Source organism: Lutaonella thermophila (assembly GCF_055387725.1).
The window spans coordinates 792,792-814,356 of the sequence record NZ_AP043783.1; the positions used below are offsets into that span (position 1 = coordinate 792,792).

The window sequence follows — 21,565 nt, forward strand, 5'->3', positions numbered from 1 at the left end:
TAGTATGAAAAAACTGTTGTGTTTGTTTTGGGTTTTAAGTGTTTGTTATACCGCTTTTTCACAGCAAAAAAAATCAGATCAGGTTAAAATAGGATTGGTTTTAAGTGGTGGAGGCGCTAAAGGGCTTGCGCATATTGGTGCTCTAAAAGTTATAGAAGAAGCTGGTGTTAAAATAGATTATATAGGCGGAACAAGCATGGGCGCTATTATAGGAGCGCTGTACTCTTCCGGTTATTCGGCGCATCAATTAGATTCTATTTTTCAGGCGGTAGATTTTGAAACACTTATACAAGATAATTTACCCCGATCTGCTAAAACTTTTTATGAAAAAGAAGATTCAGAGCGGTATGCTGTTACGTTACCGTTTGATGATTTTAAAATAAGTGTACCGACTGCAATTTCAAGAGGGCAAAACATTTACAATTTGTTGGTGCAATTACTTAGCCATGTAAACCATATATCAGATTTTAAAAAATTACCCATTCCCTTTTTATGCATTGCAACCGATGTAGAAACGGGTAAAGCTGTGGTGTTAGATAAAGGCTATCTGCCCGAGGCTATAGCTGCCAGTGGAGCTTTCCCATCACTTTTTCAGCCGGTAGAAATTGGAGATAGAGTATTAATAGATGGAGGCGTGGTAAACAATTATCCGATAGATGAACTTAAAAAAAGAGGAGCAGATATTATTATTGGAGTAGATGTACAAGACGCATTAGCTAATAGAGATGCATTACAATCTGCAACAGAAATATTGCTACAAATAAATAATTACCGTACAGTAAACGATATGGTTAAAAAAGCTGCAGAAACAGACGTTTATATAAAACCAGACATAAAAGGGTTTACGGTAATTTCTTTTAATCAGGGCAGAAAAATTATAGATAACGGAGAGAAAGCAGCACGAGAAAAAATTAACGATTTATTGGAGTTAGCTAAAATTAAAGCTGTTTCAAAAAAACAAAAAGTAACTATTACACCGCAAGACTCTATTGTAGTTTCCGGCATAAATATTCAAGGCAATAATAATTATACAAGAGCTTATGTACGAGGCAAATTACGGTACAGGGTTGGCCAGAAAATGTCTTACAAAAAGCTTCAGCAAGGCATAAATAACTTAGCAGCAACCAATAATTTTAGTGCAATCAGATATCAGTTACGCCCTATAGATAGCACATACCAAATGACATTAAACTTAACAGAAAACCAAAATAGAACATTTTTAAAATTAGGTGTGCATTATGATGGGCTTTATAAATCTGGAGCGTTGGTTAACATTACGCAAAAAAAACTACTGTTTAATGATGATGTAGCTTCGTTAGATTTTGTGTTAGGAGACAACATAAGGTATAATTTTGAATACTATTTAGATAAGGGATTTTATTGGAGTTTTGGCTTAAACTCAAGGTACAATGTTTTTGAAAAAGCAGTACCTTTTGATTTTGTTCAGCAAGAAACCAATATAGAAGATTTTGATGTAAACAAAGTAGATGTTAACTACGAAGATTTCACCAATCAAATTTATGTGCAAACAGTTTTACGCGAAGAGTTTGCTTTAGGAATGGGGTTAGAGCACAAACATTTAAAAGTAATCTCAGAGACCATTTCTGAAGGAGAACAAAAAGAAACTGTTTTTGATGATAGTAGCTACGTTAGCACTTTTGGGTTCTTAAAATTAGATACATACGATAGTAAATATTACCCAAAAAGAGGTATTTATTTTGATGGCGATTTTCATTTGTATTTTTACTCATCAGATTTTACCAACACCTTCTCTGAGTTTTCAATAGCTAAAGCTACTATTGGCTTTGCCATACCTGTTTCTCATAAATTGAGCGTTAATATTGGCTCAGAAGGCGGGTTTACAATTGGTAGCGTAGATTTAAGTCCGTTTCACTTTTTATTGGGCGGATATGGCAACAATTTTATAAACAATATAACCTCGTTTATGGGGTATGATTTTTTAAGCATTGGAGGGGATAGCTTTGTGAAAGGTATTTTAAAAGCAGATTACGAAATATACCCTAAAAACCACTTGATTTTTACAGCAAACTTTGCTAATGTGGCAAATGATATTTTTGAAGATGGAGAGTGGTTTACAGAACCCGATTTTACAGGATATGGGTTAGGTTATGGCTTAGAAACTTTTATAGGCCCTGTAGAAATTACGTGTTCTTGGTCTCCCGAAGTTAAAAGAGCACAATGGTTTTTTAATGTAGGATTCTGGTTTTAAGTTTTTTAAATAAAAAACAATTAAAATTTTTACGATATTTGTAGACTATGATAGCGTTTTGGCAATCGTTGTTAGAATATTTACACTTTCTTATCAAGCGAAATCCTGAGTGATTTTGCTAATAATCCCCATTATCTTTCCATAGAGAAAGTGCTATTTCTAATTGTCTAATCTTCTTAAAATATAAAAAATGCCATTTTATCATAAACTGGGAAAAATTCCACCCAAAAGACACATTATATTTAAAAAGCCGGACGGCAGCTTGTATTACGAGCAACTTTTTGGCACCATTGGCTTTGATGGTATGTACTCTAACATTTATCATGAGCACAGGCCAACTCAAGTAAAAGCCATAAAAAAACAGTACAGTGTAGCTCCAAAAATTGCTAAAGCCAACAATTTACAGTCTTACAGGTTTAAAGGATTTCAAGTAAAACCAGAAAACGATTTTTTAGAGAGCAGAAAAACCATACTTACCAATGCAGATTGTAGCATTGTTTTAGCAGCCCCAAAACATTCTGTTACAGATTATTTTTATAAAAACACTGATTCAGATGAGCTTATTTTTGTTCATAAAGGTTCCGGAAAACTCAGAACATTCTTAGGGAACTTAGAGTTTAAATATGGAGATTACCTGCTTATTCCCAGAGGAATTATTTATAAGATAGATTTTGATACAGAAGATAACAGACTATTTATTGTACAATCTAGAAGGCCCATTTATACACCAAAAAAATACAGAAATTGGTTCGGGCAACTATTAGAGCACTCACCGTTTTGCGAAAGAGATATTAGACGTCCTGAAGAGTTAGAGACGTATAATGAAAAGGGCGATTTTTTAATAAAAATTAAAAAAGCCGATGAAATTATAGAAATGGTATATGCAACACATCCTTTTGATGTAGTTGGTTATGATGGGTTTAACTATCCATACGCCTTTTCTATTCATGATTTTGAACCTATAACTGGTCGTATACATCAACCGCCACCGGTGCATCAAACGTTCGAGACAGATGCTTTTGTGGTGTGTAGTTTTGTACCTCGTTTATACGATTATCATCCACAGAGCATTCCAGCACCATACAACCATAGTAATATAGACTCAGATGAGGTACTTTATTATGTGGACGGCGATTTTATGAGCAGAAACGATATTGAGCCCGGTCATATTTCATTACATCCTGCCGGAATTCCTCATGGACCACATCCCGGAGCTGCAGAACGTAGTATAGGAAAAGAAAAAACCGAAGAGCTGGCTGTGATGGTAGATACTTTTAAACCCTTAATGGTAACAGAAGAGGCTTTAAAAATTGCCGACGAAGATTATTATAAATCGTGGTTAGAATAAAATTATAAACAATACTGTAAAAAAGATTTAAAGATGGAGAAAGATTTAAAACCGGTAGATTACGGGCTGGAAAAAATTTTTGAAGGAGCCCAAGACTTTTTACCACTTTTAGGAACAGATTACGTAGAGCTATATGTTGGTAATGCAAAGCAAGCAGCACATTATTACAAAACTGCTTTCGGATTCCAATCGTATGCATATTCCGGATTAGAAACTGGTAACAAAGAATTTGCTTCGTACGTATTAAAGCAAGATAAAATTAGATTGGTGCTTACTACGCCGTTAAATAGTAAATCGCCAATTAATGAGCACATTGTAAAGCACGGAGACGGTGTAAAAGTTATAGCACTTTGGGTAGAAGATGCTCGCAGTGCTTTCGAAGAAACAACCAAAAGAGGCGCTAAACCATTTATGGAGCCTACCGTAGAGAAAGATGAGCATGGTGAGGTAGTTAGATCCGGTATTTATACCTATGGTGAAACCGTTCACATTTTTGTAGAACGTAAAAACTACAATGGAGTATTCTTGCCGGGGTATGTAGAGTGGAAATCAGATTACAACCCTTCACCTGTTGGTTTAAAATACATAGATCATATGGTTGGTAATGTTGGCTGGGGAGAAATGAACCAATGGGTAGAGTGGTATGAAAAAGTAATGGGATTTGTTAACTTTTTATCGTTTGACGATAAACAAATTCATACAGAATACTCTGCCTTAATGAGTAAAGTAATGAGCAATGGCAATGGCCGCATCAAGTTTCCAATAAACGAACCGGCAAAAGGAAAAAAACGCTCTCAAATAGAAGAGTATTTAGATTTTTACGAAGGACCGGGAGTACAACACATTGCGGTAGCAACAGATAATATTATAGAAACCGTTAGCCAGCTTAAAGCCAGAGGTGTTGAGTTTTTACCGCCACCACCACAAGCTTATTATGATGATATTCCTAGGCGTTTAGGAGACCATATGAATAAAATGAAAGAAGACCTAAAGGAGCTTCAAAAGCTATCTATTTTAGTAGATGCTGACGAAGAAGGGTACTTATTGCAAATTTTCACCAAGCCGGTTCAAGACAGGCCAACATTATTTTTTGAAATTATTCAAAGAATGGGAGCAAAAGGTTTTGGAGCCGGTAATTTTAAAGCATTGTTTGAGTCTATAGAACGAGAACAACAATTAAGAGGAACATTATAAAACCAGGCTAAAACTAATAATTATGTAAATTTTTTAATGCAGTTTTAAAAGGTTTGCATTAAAAAAGTTAAAGTTACCTAATATTGCTCGCAAAATAACTAAGCGTAGTAATTTTGCAGAGCAATTGGGGTGGTTCCCAAGTTGTAGCTTTAAGTAAAGTTTTCATAATTTAAAGTTTTGGTTGGTTAATAAGAAAAGCTCGATTGTTATCAATCGGGCTTTTTTTATTTTGTATTTTTTGGAATAGAAATTGTTAATGTATTGCTATAAAGCAATTTTTGCCCACAAATTATTATTTTTACAACAGTTATTTTACCATGAAAAAAGCGTACATTATACTGCTATTGTTCCCCTTTCTGCTAACGTATGCCCAAAACGGAAATCACGAAAACGAAAGCGCATACAAAGCGGGAGAATGGTTTAGATTTAGAATTCATTACGGCATTTTTAACGCCAGTTACGCTAATATTGTGCTTAAAAATAGCGAGCTTGATGGTAAAGAGGTGTACCACGTAGTTGGTACTGGAAGAACCACAGGATTGGCCAGATTATTTTTTAAAGTAGATGACCTCTATGAGAGTTATTTTGATAAAGAAACAGGGAAACCCTATAAATTTATCAGGAAAATAGATGAAGGAGGTCATACCAAAGACCTTGAAATTAATTTTGATCACGATAATAAATTAGCCCATATACATGATAAAAAGCGAGATGTTAAATACCAAATGAATGTAAAAGACGGTATTCAAGACCTACTTTCTGCTTTTTATTATTTGCGCAATAATTATGACGTGTCCAACTTTAAAATTGGGCAAACAATAACACTAGATATGCTGTATGATGATGATGGCGCATTTAAATTTAGGCTTAAGTTTTTAGGAAAAGACACCATTAAAACCAAATTTGGTAAAATAGCCTGCTTAAAATTTAGGCCCTATGTTCAGGCAGGTAGAGTATTTAAAGAACAAGAAAGTTTAACTTTGTGGGTGTCTAACGATAAAAATAAAATTCCGGTGCGTATTAAGGCCGATTTAAGAGTGGGCTCAATAAAAGCCGATTTAGATGCTTTTAAAGGTTTAAAACACCAGTTTAAAATTATAAATTAGAGCGTATGAGCGATATTAAACCCGAAATAGCTGAGCGCATTAAAAAGCTCGAAGAAAAATATAAAAACTCGGGTCAGGATTTAGGATCGTATTTAGACGGATTGCTTCATCAGCGTTATCTAACCTATTGGGATTACATTCATTTAGACACTTTATTAAGTCTGCAAATACCAAGAACTCACTTTCCCGATGAAGAAATCTTCATCATGTACCACCAAATAACAGAACTTTATTTTAAACTTATAATTCATGAGCAAAAACAGCTTATAGACGATAAGCTTCAAAAAGCATCATTTTTCATTCAAAAAATAAACAGAATAAACAGCTATTTTAAAGCACTAACATCTTCGTTTGAGATTATGATAACCGGCATGGAACGCGAGCAATTTTTACAGTACAGAATGGCGTTGCTTCCGGCAAGTGGATTTCAATCAGCACAGTTCAGAATGATAGAGCTTTACGCTACTCCGCTTATAAATTTAGTGCACCATAGCGTTAGAGATAAATTTACAGAAAACAGCTCTTTAGAAGAACTTTACGAAAATATTTACTGGAAAAAAGGAGCTACAGACGCTAAAACCGGAGAAAAAACATTAACCTTAAAACAGTTTGAGTACAGGTACACCCCTAGATTTATGCGTATAGCAGAAGAGGTTAAAAGCAGTACTATTTACCACAAATATTTACAATTACCTAAAAAAGAAAGGGAGAACAAACAGCTTATAGCAGCTTTAAAAGCTTTAGATGTTAATGCTAATATAAACTGGCCTTTAATGCACATGGGCTCTGCATACAAGTACTTACGAAAAGAAAATAAAAGTATAGATGCCACCGGAGGCACCAACTGGAAAGACTATTTGCCTCCGAGTTTTCAGAAAATCATATTTTTTCCTGAAATTTGGACCGATAAAGAAAAAGATGAGTGGGGAAAACAATGGGTACACCATATGTTTAATCCGGAACATAAACCCAACTAAAAAATGCTTAAAAGAAGCTTTTATTTACTGCTAACAATTGTTGTAATTATTGCCTGCAAAAAACAACCGGAAACCCAGCCTGTTGTTGAGAAAGTAGAAGAAAAACCTAAACCTGTTTTAGAGTATGGTTTTAATTTAAGAGAGTTTGCAGTTGTTAAAGATACGGTAGAGTTTGGAGACAGCTTTGGCGAAATTTTACTTCAGCATAAAATAGATTATCCAAAAATTTATGAGATTACTGAAAAAGTAAAAGAAGTATTTGATGTTAGGCGTATTAGAGCCGGGAAAAAATATACTATTTTAAAAACTAAAGACACTACAGAAAAAGCACAAGTTTTTATTTACCAAAACGATGCTATAAACTACACGGTTATAGATTTTAGAGACAGTATTCATGCTTATAAAAGCAAAAAACCAATTACAATTGTAGAAAAAGAAGCTTCTGGTATTATTACCAACAATCTCTCTGAAACTATGGATAATTTAGGGCTGCCTTACCAGCTTATTAACGATATGTCTGATATTTATGCCTGGACCATAGATTTCTTTAGATTGCAAAAAGGAGACAGATTCAAAATTATATACAAACAACGCTTTATTGAAGACTCTATTTATGCCGGAATAGAAAGTATAGATGCAGCTTATTTTGAACACAGAGGAGAGCCGTTTTATGCATTTAATTTTACAATAGATAGTACAAAAAATATTGCGGATTACTTTGATGAAGAAACCAAAAGTTTACGCAGAACGTTTTTAAAAGCACCTGTTAAATTTAGTAGAATATCTTCACGCTATAACCCAAGAAGACGCATTGCATATTACGGCTATAAAATTCGTCCGCACAGAGGAACCGATTTTGCTGCACCTGTGGGTACTCCAATCATGGCTACTGCCAATGGTACTGTTACAAAATCTGGCTATACAAGAGGAAACGGAAATTATGTTAAAATAAAGCACAATAGCACGTATAGTACCCAGTACTTACACATGAAAAAGAGAAATGTAAGAGTGGGAGATTACGTTAAGCAAGGCGATGTTATTGGTTGGGTTGGAATGACGGGTAACACCTCAGGACCTCATGTATGTTATAGGTTCTGGAAAAACGGAAAACAAGTAGACCCATTTAGAGAAAAGTTGCCGGCAGCAGAGTCAATACCGGATTCTTTAAAACCAAACTATCTTGAATTTATAAAGCCGTTAAAAGTAAGGTTAGATAAAATTCCTTTTAAAGAAGAGAATAAAAATAAAGAGTTTGAAACCTTAGTAACACTTGCTAACTAAATGCCACTAAAAAAAATAAATCCAACAAATACATTAGCATGGAAAGCCCTAGAGGCGCATTATAAAAAAATTAAAAACAACAGTATTCTCCAAGAGTTTAAAAAGCATCCCAACAGAGCAAACGATTTCTCGATTAAGTGGGATGATTTCTATGTAGATTATTCTAAAAACCTAATAAACCAAGAAACCCTTTCTTTATTGATAGATCTTGCCAACCAGGTTGAGTTGCAAGATGCTATAGTCAAATACTTTTCCGGAGATGTTATAAACGAAACAGAAGGAAGAGCGGTGCTACATACAGCACTTAGAGCTCCAAAAACGCATCGGGTTTTAGTAAATAACCAAAATGTAATTCCGGAAATTCACCAAGTTAAACAACAGGTAAAAACCTTTGCTGAGCAAATAATTTCTGGAGAGCGTAAAGGATACTCCGGCAAGCCTTTTACAGATGTAGTTAATATCGGAATAGGAGGCTCAGACTTAGGTCCTGCAATGGTTACAGAAGCACTCACTTTTTATAAAAACCATCTAAATGTACATTTTGTAAGCAATGTAGATGGAGACCATGTACAAGAGACCATAAAAAAACTCAATCCTGAAACTACATTATTCATTATAGTATCTAAATCTTTTACAACACAAGAAACTCTTGCAAATGCAACAACCATTAGAAAATGGTTCGTTAAAAACACTTCAGAAGATGCTGTAGCACATCATTTTGTAGCAGTTTCTACCAATTTACCCAAAATTGCAGAGTTTGGGATTTCAGATACTAATATATTTCCAATGTGGGATTGGGTTGGGGGTAGATTCTCATTATGGAGTGCAGTAGGACTAAGCATTTGCATAGCTATTGGTCCGGATAATTTTGAAGCACTTTTAGAAGGTGCTTTTAAAATGGATGAACATTTTAAAACAGCTCCGTTTAGTGAGAATATACCTGTAATTTTAGCATTGCTAAGCGTTTGGTATAATAATTTTTTCAATGCAGAAACCGAAGCTATTATTCCTTACACTCAATACCTACAACGTTTCTCTGCATACATGCAGCAAGGTATGATGGAGAGTAATGGTAAGCAAGTAGATAGAAACGGAGAAAAAGTTAACTACCAAACAGGTACTATAATTTGGGGAGAACCGGGCACTAACTCACAACACGCATTTTTTCAGCTTATTCATCAAGGAACAAAACTTATACCTGCAGATTTTATAGGTTTTGTAAAACCACTACACAATGATAGTGAGCATCATAATAAGTTAATGGCAAACTTTTTTGCGCAAACCGAAGCTTTGTTACATGGTAAAACAGCTAAAGAAGTAAAAGAAGAGCTTAAAGAAAAACATTCTGATGAAGAAATAAATAAGCTTTTACCATTTAAAGTGTTTGAAGGGAACAAGCCAACAAATACCATTTTAATAAACAAATTAACTCCCAAAACACTTGGAGCGCTAATTGCAATGTACGAGCACAAAATTTTTGTGCAAGGTGTACTCTGGAATATTTTTAGTTTTGATCAGTGGGGAGTAGAATTGGGCAAACAATTAGCAGGAAATATTTTACATGAAATTAACACAGGTAAGGTTTCTGAACACGACACCTCTACCAAAAAATTAGTGGAGTTTTATATAAATAATCGATGAGACGTTATTTATAATCATTAAAAATCAAGTTGTAAGTAACTGTATGTAAGGGAATATTGCTAATTTTGCTCCGGATGTTAAAAAATTTAACATTCAGTTAATAAACGAAACTAAATTTAGTTTCACTTTTGCAACGCTTATAATTAAACACTTAATAACAAATGAGAGCAATTAAAAATTGGTTTTTAGTAGCAGCCATGATTTTAACATCTGCTACAGCTTTTGCACAAGGTACAATAACAGGTACTGTAATTGATGGCGAGTATAACGAGCCACTACCGGGTGCTAACGTTCTTGTAAAAGGAACAACAAACGGAGCATCTACAGATTTTGAGGGTAAGTTTTCATTAAACGTAACTCAAAACTCAGGTACTCTTGTAATTTCTTACCTTGGTTTTACAACCAAAGAAGTAAAATTTACTAGAACTGGCGACATCGGAAGAATTACCCTTCAACCAAACGCACAAACTCTAGAAGGAGTTGTGGTTGTGGGTGTAGCTGATATCGCTAAAGATAGAGAAACTCCTGTAGCGGTTTCAACAGTAAAAGCTGCAGAGATTCAAGAGAAATTAGGATCTCAAGAATTTCCAGAAATTCTACGTTCTACACCATCTATTTACGTAACTAAGCAAGGTGGTGGATTTGGTGACGCTAGAATTAATATTCGTGGTTTCGACCAACGTAACACGGCTGTTATGATTAATGGTGTACCTGTAAACGACATGGAGAACGGATGGGTATACTGGAGTAACTGGGCAGGTTTATCAGACGTTACCTCTGCAATGCAAGTACAAAGAGGTTTAGGTTCTTCTAAACTTGCAATTTCTTCTGTGGGTGGTACAATTAACGTACTTACTCAAACTTCTAACAAGCCGGAAGGAGGGTCTATTATGACTGCTATTGGTAACGATAACTACTTAAAATTATTAGCATCTTACAACACCGGAAAGTTAGATAACGGGTTATCTGCATCTGTATTATTAAGCAGAACTGCCGGAGATGGTTATATAGATGGTACTGCTTTTGAAGGGTACAACTACTTCTTAGCATTAGGATACAATCCTAACGATGATCACGCATTACAATTTACCTATACAGGGGCTCCACAATGGCACCACCAACACTCAAGAGCCGTAGATATTAGAAACTATATCAGATACGGTAAAGATGGTGAGCCAAACAGAAAATATAACGAGCAGTGGGGTTACTTAAATGGTAAAGAGTATTCTTGGAGAAGAAATTTCTACCACAAGCCGGTAATGTCATTAAACTGGGATTGGAATATATCTGATCGTTCATCATTATCTACAGTACTTTACGCATCATGGGGTCGTGGTGGAGGATCTGGACCAATTGGAGCCATAAATGGAACTCGTGAGTTCTTACTACCAAGAACAGAGAATGGTCTTTATGATTTTGATAAAATAGTAGCTTGGAATTCTGGAGGAAATGTTCCTGAGTACGGTGCTCCAAGAACCCCAAACAATGAGGGCCTATACGTAAACGACCGTCGTAATGGTCTTACTCGTAGAGCCTCTATGAACTCTCACGACTGGTACGGAGCTGTAATTAACTTTAACAGCGAAATTAACGAGAACTTTACTTTTGATATAGGTGCAGATTTAAGAACCTATAAAGGTATTCACTACAGAGTTGTAAATGACGTTTTAGGAGCTGATGCTTACTTTGACAACAGAGACGATAACAACCCTAACCGTACTATTTTCCCTGATCAGTTTGAAAGAGTTTCTCCAAGCTGGAACCCATGGGTAAAAATAACAGACCAAGAGAAAATTGAGTACTACAATGATGGTTTAGTGCGTTGGGCTGGTATTTTTGGTCAGTTAGAATATAAATCAGAAGACGTTTCTGCATTCATTCAATTCTCTGGTTCTCAACAAGGATTTAAGCGTGTTGAATACTTTAACGAAACTCCTCCAAATCAAGAAAGTGATTGGGAAAATATTTTAGGAGGTAACATTAAGGCGGGTGCTAACTGGAACATTGACGAAAATAACAACATTTTTGCCAATGCAGGTTACTACTCTAAGCAGCCTTTATTTGATGCTGTTTGGATTAACTTCAGCAACACATTAAACCCTAACCTAACAAACGAGAAGATTTTAGGTACAGAAATAGGGTATGGTTACCGCTCTCAAAGATTAAGAGCAAACCTTAACCTTTACAGAACATCTTGGAAAGATCGTTACATTACTGTAAGTGCAGACTTAGATGTGAATAATACACCTGGTGATGATACAGACGATGTGAGAGGTTTTGCAAACATTGATGGTGTAGAGCAAATTCACATGGGAGTTGAATTAGACTTTAACTGGAGACCAACCGAAATGTTAACCATAGACGGTATGGTGTCTGTTGGTAACTGGGAGTATGGCGGAAATGTAATGGCTGATTATGTTGATGAAGACCAAAATAGAATTGTAGACATTAACGGAAACCCATTTACAGAAACCTTATACTTAGATGGTGTTAAAGTTGGTGATGCAGCTCAAGTAACAGCTAGATTAGGTGCTACTGTAGAGCCTGTAGAGCGTTTAAAGTTTGATGCAAGCGTTTACTATGCAGATAAGCTTTATGCTAATATTGATCCTACAGACTTTAACTTTGAAGGTCACAGCGGATCTTTAGAGCTTCCAAGCTATACTTTAGTTGATGCCGGATTCTCTTACAAGATGTTATTAGGTAAGAATGATAACAAGTCTTTAAACTTTAGATTAAACGTAAACAACGTTTTTGACGAGTTATACATTTCAGAATCTGCTACTAACCGTCATGCAGAAGCTGGAGACGAGACTTGGAGAGGTATTAACACCAGAAACAGAGTTTACTTTGGATTTGGAAGAACTTGGAACTTTAGCGTTCGTTACAACTTCTAATATCCTATACATAAACAATACTAAAAACCCTGCATTTTGCAGGGTTTTTTTATTACTAATTGCTTATTTTTGAGCGTAACAAAAAACTATTTTTTATGTACAATGCTGTTTTAACATTACATTCTTATTGGGCGTACTTAACGCTCATAGTTCTTTTACTGGCAGTAGCAAATGCTATTACCGGATATAGCTCTAATAAAGATTATAGTTTAAACAAAGACCTCAGAATAGGGTTATTTGCTTTAATATTTTCTCATATTCAGTTATTGTTAGGAATTATACTGTATTTTGTTTCACCTAAATTTGGTATGTGGTCAGAAATGGGGGGTGAAGTAATGGGAAACAGTTTACTTAGATTGTTATTAGTAGAGCACCCAACTATTAATTTGCTGGCCGTTGTTTTAATTACAATGGGTTGGTCTAAGCATAAAAAAGCAACAGAATCTAAACAAAAGTTTAAAAAGATAGCTTTATTTTATGGTTTAGGAGTTCTCTTAATATTATCCAGAATACCCTACGACCTTTGGTTTAGTTAAAATATTGAAGCCTGCATTTAGCAGGCTTTTTTATTGTGTGGGTTTTATAAGATATACATACACCGGAAAATGATCGCTAAAACCGCCTTGGTATAAATTTCCAACGTATGTTCTAAACGGATAGCCTTTATAACTACCTGAAGATACTTGTAACTTTTTTGGGTTGTATATTCCTGCTTTCCACAGCCTAAACCCTTTTTTATTGGTTAGCGCCTTGCTTACTAAAATTTGGTCAAATAAATTCCATTTGTCTTTGTAAGCCAAACTACCGTAGCCTCTTTTTGCCATTTTAGCCATTGGATTATACAAGTTTTTATCGTGTAGATTTTTATAATTTGCCTTGGCTCGTAAAATATTTTTTATGCTTTTGTTGTGTGGATCATCATTAAAATCTCCCATGCATATAATTGAAGCAGTAGCGTCTTGATGTAAAATTGAGTCAATAATTTTTCTGGTTTCTAAGGCTGCCACTTCTCTTTTGTAACTGCTTTTTGCTTGTCCGCCACGCCTGGATGGCCAATGGTTTACCAGTACATAAATGGGCTCATTAAACAAATATCCGTATACTACTAAAATATCTCTTGTATGGTCTGCAAAACCTTTATCGTTAATAAGGTTAACCTGTTTTTTGTAAAATTGAATGGGTGTAAAATGTTGTTTTTTATACAGTAATGCTACATCTATTCCGCGTTCGTCTTTAGAGTTAAAATGAATGTACCCATAGTTGTTTTTTAGTGGTTGGGTATGTATTAAATTGGTTAAAACAAATTCGTTTTCTATTTCTGCTAGTCCTATTAAAACAGGAGATGTTTTAGTTTCTGCTTTACCAATGTTATTAATTACTGTGCTTATTTTAAGTAGTTTGTCAGCATATCTTTTAGATGTCCATTTGCTTGCACCATTTGGGGTTCTATAATCATCTTTTGTGTTAGGATTGTTTATAGTATCAAATAAATTTTCAACATTATAAAAAGCTATTGTAGCTACCGTATAGCTGTTTTTTTGAGCAAGACAAACATTAAACACACAAATAAAAACTGCAGTAAAATAATGAAGGTGTTTTAAATATAGCATTTAGTAAATGTAGTATTTTCTTTAAATAAATCAAGAAAAAATTTTTATAATAAATAAGAATAAGTATATTTCTGTCAAATATGTTTTAATGCGCTTCTGCTTTTTTCTTTTCCTCCTTATTGTTTATTATAATGTAAATGCACAGCAAAATCTTGTAACCGGAAAACTCATTAACGCTGTAGATAATAAACCTATAGAAAATGCAACTGTTATTGTTGTTGGTACTACAATAAAGGCATATTCTAACCAAAACGGCACTTTTACAATAGCTAATATTCCCAGAGGAAACCATCAATTAGAGATAGCACATGTTAGGTATTATTCTGTAATAATTCCAATTAAGATACCTATTAAAGAAGAAGTGTCTGTTGGTACAATTATGTTAGAACCTGATGTAAATGCATATCAATTAGAAAATACTATTGCATTAACAGAATCAGAAATAAATGATGATGAAGCTGTGCTTGAATCTTCCTTTGGGTTTCTTCAATCTACCAAAGATATTTTTTTACAACGCGCTGCATTTGATTTTGGACAAACATTTTTTAAAGTTAGAGGCTACGACTCAAGAGAAGGGATACTACTAATTAACGGTATAGAGCTAAATAAACAAATAAATGGCAGACCTCAATGGAATAATTGGGGAGGGCTAAATGATGTCACCAGAAATCAAGAATTCTCATCAACATTAAAAACTAATAATTACTCTTTTGGTGGTTTACTGGGGACTACCAATATAAGTACACAACCGGAAGCTTACAGACAAGGAATTAGATTGTCTGCATCATATTCTAACAGAACCTACAGCAATAGGTTTATGGCTACATATAGCTCCGGTTTAAAGAAAAAGATGGTCTATACTTTATCTGCTTCTAAACGTTGGGCAAGACAAGGGTATGTAGATGGAACATTGTATGATGCACATTCTCTATTTGGGTCGTGGCAATATAACATTTCGTCTCACAGTAAGTTGCATTTAACAGGTATTTGGGCATATAATAAAAGAGGACGCTCTGCGCCTATTACAGAAGAAGTATTTAACCTTTCCGGAAGAAATTATAATCCGTATTGGGGATATCAAGACAATAAAATTAGGAACGCAAGAGAACGAGTTATTAACGAACCAATTTTCATATTAAACTATTACTTGCAAAATCCTAAGTTTAAATTAAATACAGGAATAGCATACCAAACCGGTTTTATAAAAAACAGTCGGCTAGGATATTATAATGCTCCAAACCCAGATCCGGTATATTACAGATATCTGCCTAGCTATTACATTAGCAGCAATTTTGGTGCTAATTTTAATAATGTATCGCTATCTGAAGAAACTTTTCTGCAAAACTCACAAATAGATTGGGATTTTTTGTATCAGGTTAATAATAGTAATGCAACACCCGAAAAAGCATCGTATTTACTTTACAACGATGTAAACAAATCACAAACAGTATCGGCAAATACTACTGTTAACTTTTTACTTAATCAGCAATTAAAAATAGATGCCGGAATACAATACATAAACACTACAACAAAAAATTATGCAGAAATAACAGATTTGCTTGGCGCTAGTTTTCATGAGGATGTAGATGCCTTTACTAACACGCAAAATAATACTGTAGAGCCCATAACAAAATATGAGGGAGATACTTTTAATTATAACTATTTATTACAAATGGCAAAAGCAAGCGTTTTTGTGCAAACTTCTTATACTTCAAAAAAAATAACGGCATTTATAACCGGAGGGATAACTCAAAATAGTGTACAAAGAGAGGGGCTCTATCTAAATGAGCGTTACCCAACTAACTCTCTTGGCAAAAGTGAAAACATTACTTTTTTAACCAATAAGATTAAATCTGGTGTAATGTTTTCTGTTTCCCCTAAGCATAGAATTAGTCTTAATACCGCTTTAATTACAAGAGCCCCTTTACCGGAAAATATGTTTGTAAATGTTAGAGAAAGTAATCAGACAATTACACCGTTAAACTCTGAGAAAATATGGACTTCAGAGGCAAACTATTTTTTTAAAAATAAAGTTATATCGGCAAGATTATCTGCATACATCACAGAGTTTACAAACAGTACAGATTTAAGTTTTTATTATGTAGATACAGCCCAAGGGTCAGATTTTGTTCAAGAAGTTTTAACCAATAGCAACAAACAACATTTAGGGGCAGAGCTGGGGTTACAATTAGAGGCTTCTTCTACGGTGTTGTTAACAGCTGTTGCAGCATATGGTAACTTTACTTACACAAATAACCCCAACCTTACACTATATTTTGATACAGCCGATGTAAATGGATTATCGCCTAATGGCGATGGAAGTTTAGATTTAGGAGAGGCTAAATTAAAAGGCTATAAACTCTCTAATGGACCACAACAGGCATACTCATTTGGCATAACGTATCGTGATCCTGATTATTGGTGGGTTACGGCAACTACAAATTATTTGCCTGAGCGCTACATAGGGGTAAGCAATATTGCCAGAACCAGCAGTTTTGTAACCAATCCGGATACCGGACAGCCTTACCCAGAAGCAACAGAGCAAGCATTAAATAAACTACTTGAGCAAAAACCTTTAGAGCCGGTTTATTTGCTGAATGTTGTAGGTGGAAAATCATGGAAATATAACAACACCTACATCTCTGTTTTTGCCAGTATAAACAATCTTTTTGATGATACTTTTAAAACAGGAGGTTTTGAACAAAGCCGAAATGGAAATTTTGTGCAAATGCAACAAGACTTGGTAACTAAAAACCCAAGATTTGGCCCTAAATATTGGTATGGTTACGGACGAACATTTTTTATAAACATGGCAGTTAGTTTTTAATATGATTATAGGCAATAAATTTTTAACAAAGGCAACAATTGCACTTGTAGTTTTCACAGTATATTACTCTTGTGTAAACTCAAATTTTAAAGAGCCTACTTTACTTTGTGTAGAATCAAATAACCAAATTACTTTTGAGGATTTATTTGCAATGTATAATGATGAGGTTTTAAAAATCACATCAGATTATACTATAGAAGGCTATGTGATTTCTTCGGATAAACAAGATAATTTTTTTGGAGAATTAATACTTCAAAACACTACAAAGAATCCTACAACAGGAGTTTTAATTTCTATTGATGTTTTTGATAGTCATGTGGTGTATCCTGAAAACCAAAAAGTAAGTATTAATTTAAACGGACTTTACTTAGGTAAACAAAACGATAGCTATAAAATAGGAAGCGCTTTTACCTCTTTTGGCAATACAACCATTGGTAGAATTCCGGCCAGAACAGTCCAGAATAAAGTTCAATTAACCTGTAATAATAAACAAGCTGTAGAGCCTAAAAAAACAACAATTAATACTCTTTCTGATGCTTTATTGAATACTTTAATTACCATAGACAGTTTGGAGTTTTCAGAATCAGACTTAAATAAATCTTTTGCCAACAAGCAAACAGAAACAACCAGGACAATGGTTGATTGCTCAGGTAGTACAATACAATTACTTACCAGTGGTTATGCTACATTTCAAGAGAATATATTACCAAATAACAATGGTACAGTAACAGGTATTTTGGTAAAAAACAACAACAAATATCAAATTAGAATTAGAACCTTAAACGATGTTAATTTTACCAATAGCAGATGTCCTGTAAAACCTACAGAATTTACATCAACCAATATATTTATATCAGAAATAGCAGATCCAAATAACAACTCAGGAGCTCGCTTTGTTGAGCTATATAATGCAGGAACTGAGGCTTTAAACTTAAAAAATTGGCAATTAGTTAGGTATACAAACGCTAATACTACGGTTAGTTCTACTATAGATTTGAGTGAATTTATCATTCAACCACAAAGCACCTTGGTAATATCGCCCAACGCGTCGGTTTTTGAGGCTACATATGGTTTTTTGCCGGATATGGCTGTTTCTACTAATAGCCCTGCAGACTCTAACGGAGACGACAACCTACAACTTATAGATCCGTTTGGAACGGTAATAGATACATTTGGAGTTATAGGAGAAGATGGCTCAGGGACTAATCACGAATTCGAAGACGGTAGGGCGCTAAGAAAAAGCACCATAAATACAGCCAATAGCATTTTTACTTTTTCTGAGTGGATAATTAGTAATGATACCGGAGAAAGTGGCACAGCAAATGCACCACAAAATGCTCCCGATGATTTTACACCGGGAGCAAGAAATTAGTTACTGTTTTGGAAAGCTTTCGTGAGCTTTAATTTCTAAAATTTGAGCTGTATGACGCTCTGTATGAGCACTCATAAACAATAAAATTTGTACGCCATCTATAGTACCAAAAGGTAACTGACCGTAATGATGTCTTAAATTTACATTGGTTTTCTTAACAAATTTCATGTTTTGTTTTCTCTTAGCTAAAAATGCATCGAGGGTTTCTTTAAATGAGCCGTATTTTCCGGTAGGCTCAAAGGGTTTAGAAGTTTTAACTTTCTGGCTTCTGTCGGCAATCATGTTTAATAATTGCTCGTCAGAAACTTTTACTTCGCTTTGTTTTTCAGGGTTTGCCGGTTCTTGTATGGCTTTTTCAAGCATTCCAAATATGTTTTCCTCAGAGATGGCTAAATGCTCTACACACTCTGCAATAGACCATGACTCCGGACTGCTTTTAAAGTTTAATTGAGCATCAGATAAACCTTTGGTAGCTTCAACTAACAACGATTTAGATTTTTTTAATTCAGATAGTGCTAATTCTCTGTCGGTTTTAGATAATTTAGATGGTATTAAACCAAAACTGGCTAAGCCTAAAGCAATTACAAATACTAATAATTTTTTCATTTATATTGAGTTTTATGGTTTACGCAAATTTGTCGTTATATTTAGTAAAGAATAACAAAAACAGTAAAAATAATTTTTAGTTATGACAGTGTTGCCAGAACTATCTGTAGCCTTGGTACAGGCAGAACTTATATGGGAAAATCCGGAAGCTAATAGAAATTATTTTAGCAAGTTAATTAAAAATATAGACGCTACTACTGATTTGATTGTACTTCCAGAAATGTTTACTACCGGTTTTACCATGAATCCTGATAAGGTTTTTGAAACCATGGATGGCCCTACAATTAAATGGATGCAAGATATGGCAGCCCAAAAACAAGCAGCAATAACCGGAAGTATTGTTATTAAGGACAATGATAAGTTTTTTAACAGATTACTTTTTGTGCACCCTTCCGGAGCGGTTGATTATTATGATAAACGACATACATTTACGCTTGCCGGTGAGCACAAAGTTTATGCTGCAGGAACAGAAAAGAAAATAGTAAACTACAAAGGGTGGACAATTTGTACTCAAATTTGTTATGATTTACGTTTTCCTGTGTGGTCTAGAAATGTAGAAGATTACGATGTGTTACTATACGTAGCAAATTGGCCAAAGCAACGTATTATGGCATGGGATACATTACTTAAGGCTAGAGCTATAGAAAACATGTGTTATTGTTTGGGCGTAAATAGAGTAGGTTCAGACCAGAATAACATACATTATTCGGGGCATTCTGCAGCATATGATGTTTTAGGAGAACAGTTAGTGTTTTCTACTGCTACAGAGGTGCTTTACACTACTCTTAATAAATCAGAAATAAAAAATAATAGAGAGCGTTTTCAATTTTTGGCAGACAGAGACACTTTTACTCTTGTAATATAAAGGTCTCTTCTAACTCCCAATTAGCTCTTACATCTAATTCTTTAGGGTAGTGCAACACACGCTCGGGCTGTATATTTTTTAAAAAATTACCCGAATCCCATATGCCATTATTATTGGTATCAAAAATAATTCTAACTCGGTAATTGCCAGGAGTTAAGTGTTTAAATTCAAAAACCGTTTCGTTTTGTGTTGCTCGCTTTTGCTGTACTACAGTACCATCTTTTTGTGTTAATTGCACAATTATAGGGTAGGTGTTATTGTTTTGCAGTACTAAACGCAAGTTGCCATAATCGGCTAAACTCTTTGTGGTAATGTAAAAAGATAAAGAGTCATTAGAATTTCCGAACAAATCTGTAACAGCACCCGGTAAAATGGTTATGCTATATTTTTGTTCCGGAATAGTTGTAAAAGGGATTTCTAATTGATTTTTATTTTTTTGGAGAATTGTATTAAACGGCACAGCAATAGAATCTGAATTTACTACAGAAATTTTGGTAGAATCTGCAGAAACTAAAGGTGTATTTGCTTGTAAAGCTAAGGTGTCTAAAGGAGCAATTGTACCGGTATGAGAGCTTTTTAAAGCTAAAGAATCTACACTAAGTTCTCTAGTTTTAATATTAAAAGTATCTACTTGTTTGTTGTAAGCAACAGTAAAAATTAGTGAATCTGTTTCTAATGGTGTAAACCAATAATGTAGTGTGTCTTTTTCTCTATCTTTTAAAACAGCATATTTAAAAGAATCCGTGGTTTGGTTATGTAGTGTAATTGTAACACTATCTGGTTTACCTTCATACCCAAAAATTATTCTATTTTTAGCAGCTTGTGTTGGTCTAATAGGTTTAAAATCAGGAATTTCTTTAAATAATTTTAATGTATAAAAATTGCCTGAGGGTACATTAATAAGCGTATCAACAAACGCAATTTTATCATCTTTCGGGTTATATAAATTATCACTGTTTTTGTCTTTAACGGCTACAAGCCTGTAAGTTCCGGCTTTTACATTAGTAATAGTAAACGGTTTATTTATGCTATCTAAAGTATTAGTTATATACGTTGGCACATTTTTATAAATAATAGAATCTGTATAGGTAGAGTCTACACTATAAAGCATTACACTTACAAAGTTGGGTGGCGAGTAAGAAAGGGCATCTTCAACTTTTCCGGTAACAGTTAACGAATCAATATAGTTGCCGGTAGAAAATACATATTTAAAGAAGTTAAACGGATTGTTTTCATTGTTATCAACTATACTTTGCCCAAAGTTAAAAACATATGTAGTGTTTTGTTTAAGAGTATCAGTTAGTTTTATTTCAATAAATTTAGAAGCTCCTGTTTGTGGTGTAATTATAGGAGGATTTTTTAAAGGCGGAGATATAATTAATTGCTTTTGTAAATCTTTAAGCTTTACGTATTCATCAAAATAAATTCTAATTTTTTTTTCGTTAAAATTTGTTGCATAGTTTTCGGGGATGGCACGAACCATTTTAGGCGGAGTTTCATCTTTAGGCCCACCTCCCGGAGTGCCTCTTTTTGCACAATTAACTAAAGCTATAATTAAACAAAAACTAAAAAGAAAACTTAACAATCGTTGCATACTCTAACGCTAAAATA

General features: G+C 34.3%; 15 protein-coding genes. 12 read left to right on the forward strand and 3 right to left on the reverse strand.

The window, feature by feature from the left end; genetic code table 11:
* Positions 1-4 precede the first annotated feature (4 nt).
* From ACZ5CF_RS03625 to ACZ5CF_RS03665, 9 genes are all read left to right on the forward strand, one after another.
* A complete protein-coding gene (locus ACZ5CF_RS03625; RefSeq protein WP_464580442.1) occupies positions 5-2,230 on the forward strand; it encodes a patatin-like phospholipase family protein in 2,226 nt (741 codons plus the stop codon).
* Positions 2,231-2,420: 190 nt separating this feature from the next.
* A complete protein-coding gene (locus tag ACZ5CF_RS03630) occupies positions 2,421-3,578 on the forward strand; it encodes a homogentisate 1,2-dioxygenase (RefSeq protein ID WP_464580443.1) in 1,158 nt (385 codons plus the stop codon).
* Between the two features lie 33 nt (positions 3,579-3,611).
* Positions 3,612-4,772 carry a 4-hydroxyphenylpyruvate dioxygenase gene (gene hppD, locus ACZ5CF_RS03635; protein WP_464580444.1) on the forward strand — a complete coding sequence of 387 codons (1,161 nt, stop codon included), beginning with the start codon at positions 3,612-3,614 and terminating at the stop codon, positions 4,770-4,772.
* A gap of 317 nt (positions 4,773-5,089) precedes the next feature.
* A complete protein-coding gene (locus ACZ5CF_RS03640; protein WP_464580445.1) occupies positions 5,090-5,878 on the forward strand; it encodes a DUF3108 domain-containing protein in 789 nt (262 codons plus the stop codon).
* Between the two features lie 5 nt (positions 5,879-5,883).
* Positions 5,884-6,855, forward strand: coding sequence for a tryptophan 2,3-dioxygenase family protein (locus ACZ5CF_RS03645; RefSeq protein ID WP_464580446.1), 972 nt, complete (start codon positions 5,884-5,886; stop codon positions 6,853-6,855).
* A 3-nt stretch (positions 6,856-6,858) separates the two neighbouring features.
* Positions 6,859-8,136 carry a peptidoglycan DD-metalloendopeptidase family protein gene (locus ACZ5CF_RS03650; RefSeq protein ID WP_464580447.1) on the forward strand — a complete coding sequence of 426 codons (1,278 nt, stop codon included), beginning with the start codon at positions 6,859-6,861 and terminating at the stop codon, positions 8,134-8,136.
* Positions 8,137-9,777: a glucose-6-phosphate isomerase gene (gene pgi, locus ACZ5CF_RS03655; protein ID WP_464580449.1), complete on the forward strand. Its 1,641-nt coding sequence runs from the start codon at positions 8,137-8,139 to the stop codon at positions 9,775-9,777.
* 161 nt (positions 9,778-9,938) lie between these two features.
* Positions 9,939-12,674 (forward strand): TonB-dependent receptor, encoded by a 2,736-nt coding sequence (locus tag ACZ5CF_RS03660; protein ID WP_464580450.1) that lies wholly within the window; start codon positions 9,939-9,941, stop codon positions 12,672-12,674.
* Between the two features lie 95 nt (positions 12,675-12,769).
* On the forward strand, positions 12,770-13,210 hold the full coding sequence (locus ACZ5CF_RS03665) for a hypothetical protein (RefSeq protein ID WP_464580451.1): 441 nt from the start codon (positions 12,770-12,772) through the stop codon (positions 13,208-13,210).
* 30 nt (positions 13,211-13,240) lie between these two features.
* Here ACZ5CF_RS03665 and ACZ5CF_RS03670 read toward each other — a convergent pair whose 3' ends face one another.
* A complete protein-coding gene (locus tag ACZ5CF_RS03670; RefSeq protein ID WP_464580452.1) occupies positions 13,241-14,284 on the reverse strand; it encodes an endonuclease/exonuclease/phosphatase family protein in 1,044 nt (347 codons plus the stop codon).
* An 88-nt stretch (positions 14,285-14,372) separates the two neighbouring features.
* Here ACZ5CF_RS03670 and ACZ5CF_RS03675 point away from each other — a divergent pair, with 88 nt between their 5' ends.
* On the forward strand, positions 14,373-17,111 hold the full coding sequence (locus ACZ5CF_RS03675) for a carboxypeptidase-like regulatory domain-containing protein (RefSeq protein ID WP_464580454.1): 2,739 nt from the start codon (positions 14,373-14,375) through the stop codon (positions 17,109-17,111).
* Between the two features lies 1 nt (position 17,112).
* Complete coding sequence (locus ACZ5CF_RS03680) at positions 17,113-18,483, forward strand: DUF5689 domain-containing protein (protein ID WP_464580456.1); 1,371 nt, start codon at positions 17,113-17,115, stop codon at positions 18,481-18,483.
* Here the strand turns inward: ACZ5CF_RS03680 and ACZ5CF_RS03685 are convergent, their stop codons facing one another.
* Complete coding sequence (locus ACZ5CF_RS03685; protein ID WP_464580457.1) at positions 18,484-19,089, reverse strand: DinB family protein; 606 nt, start codon at positions 19,087-19,089, stop codon at positions 18,484-18,486.
* Between the two features lie 82 nt (positions 19,090-19,171).
* On the opposite strand from ACZ5CF_RS03685, the gene ACZ5CF_RS03690 reads away from it, so the two are divergent.
* On the forward strand, positions 19,172-19,954 hold the full coding sequence (locus tag ACZ5CF_RS03690; RefSeq protein ID WP_464580459.1) for an amidohydrolase: 783 nt from the start codon (positions 19,172-19,174) through the stop codon (positions 19,952-19,954).
* Here the strand turns inward: ACZ5CF_RS03690 and ACZ5CF_RS03695 are convergent.
* Entirely contained in the window at positions 19,938-21,548 is a 1,611-nt protein-coding gene (locus ACZ5CF_RS03695; protein ID WP_464580460.1) for an Ig-like domain-containing protein, read from the reverse strand. The genes ACZ5CF_RS03690 and ACZ5CF_RS03695 overlap by 17 nt on opposite strands.
* Between the last annotated feature and the right edge of the window lie 17 nt (positions 21,549-21,565).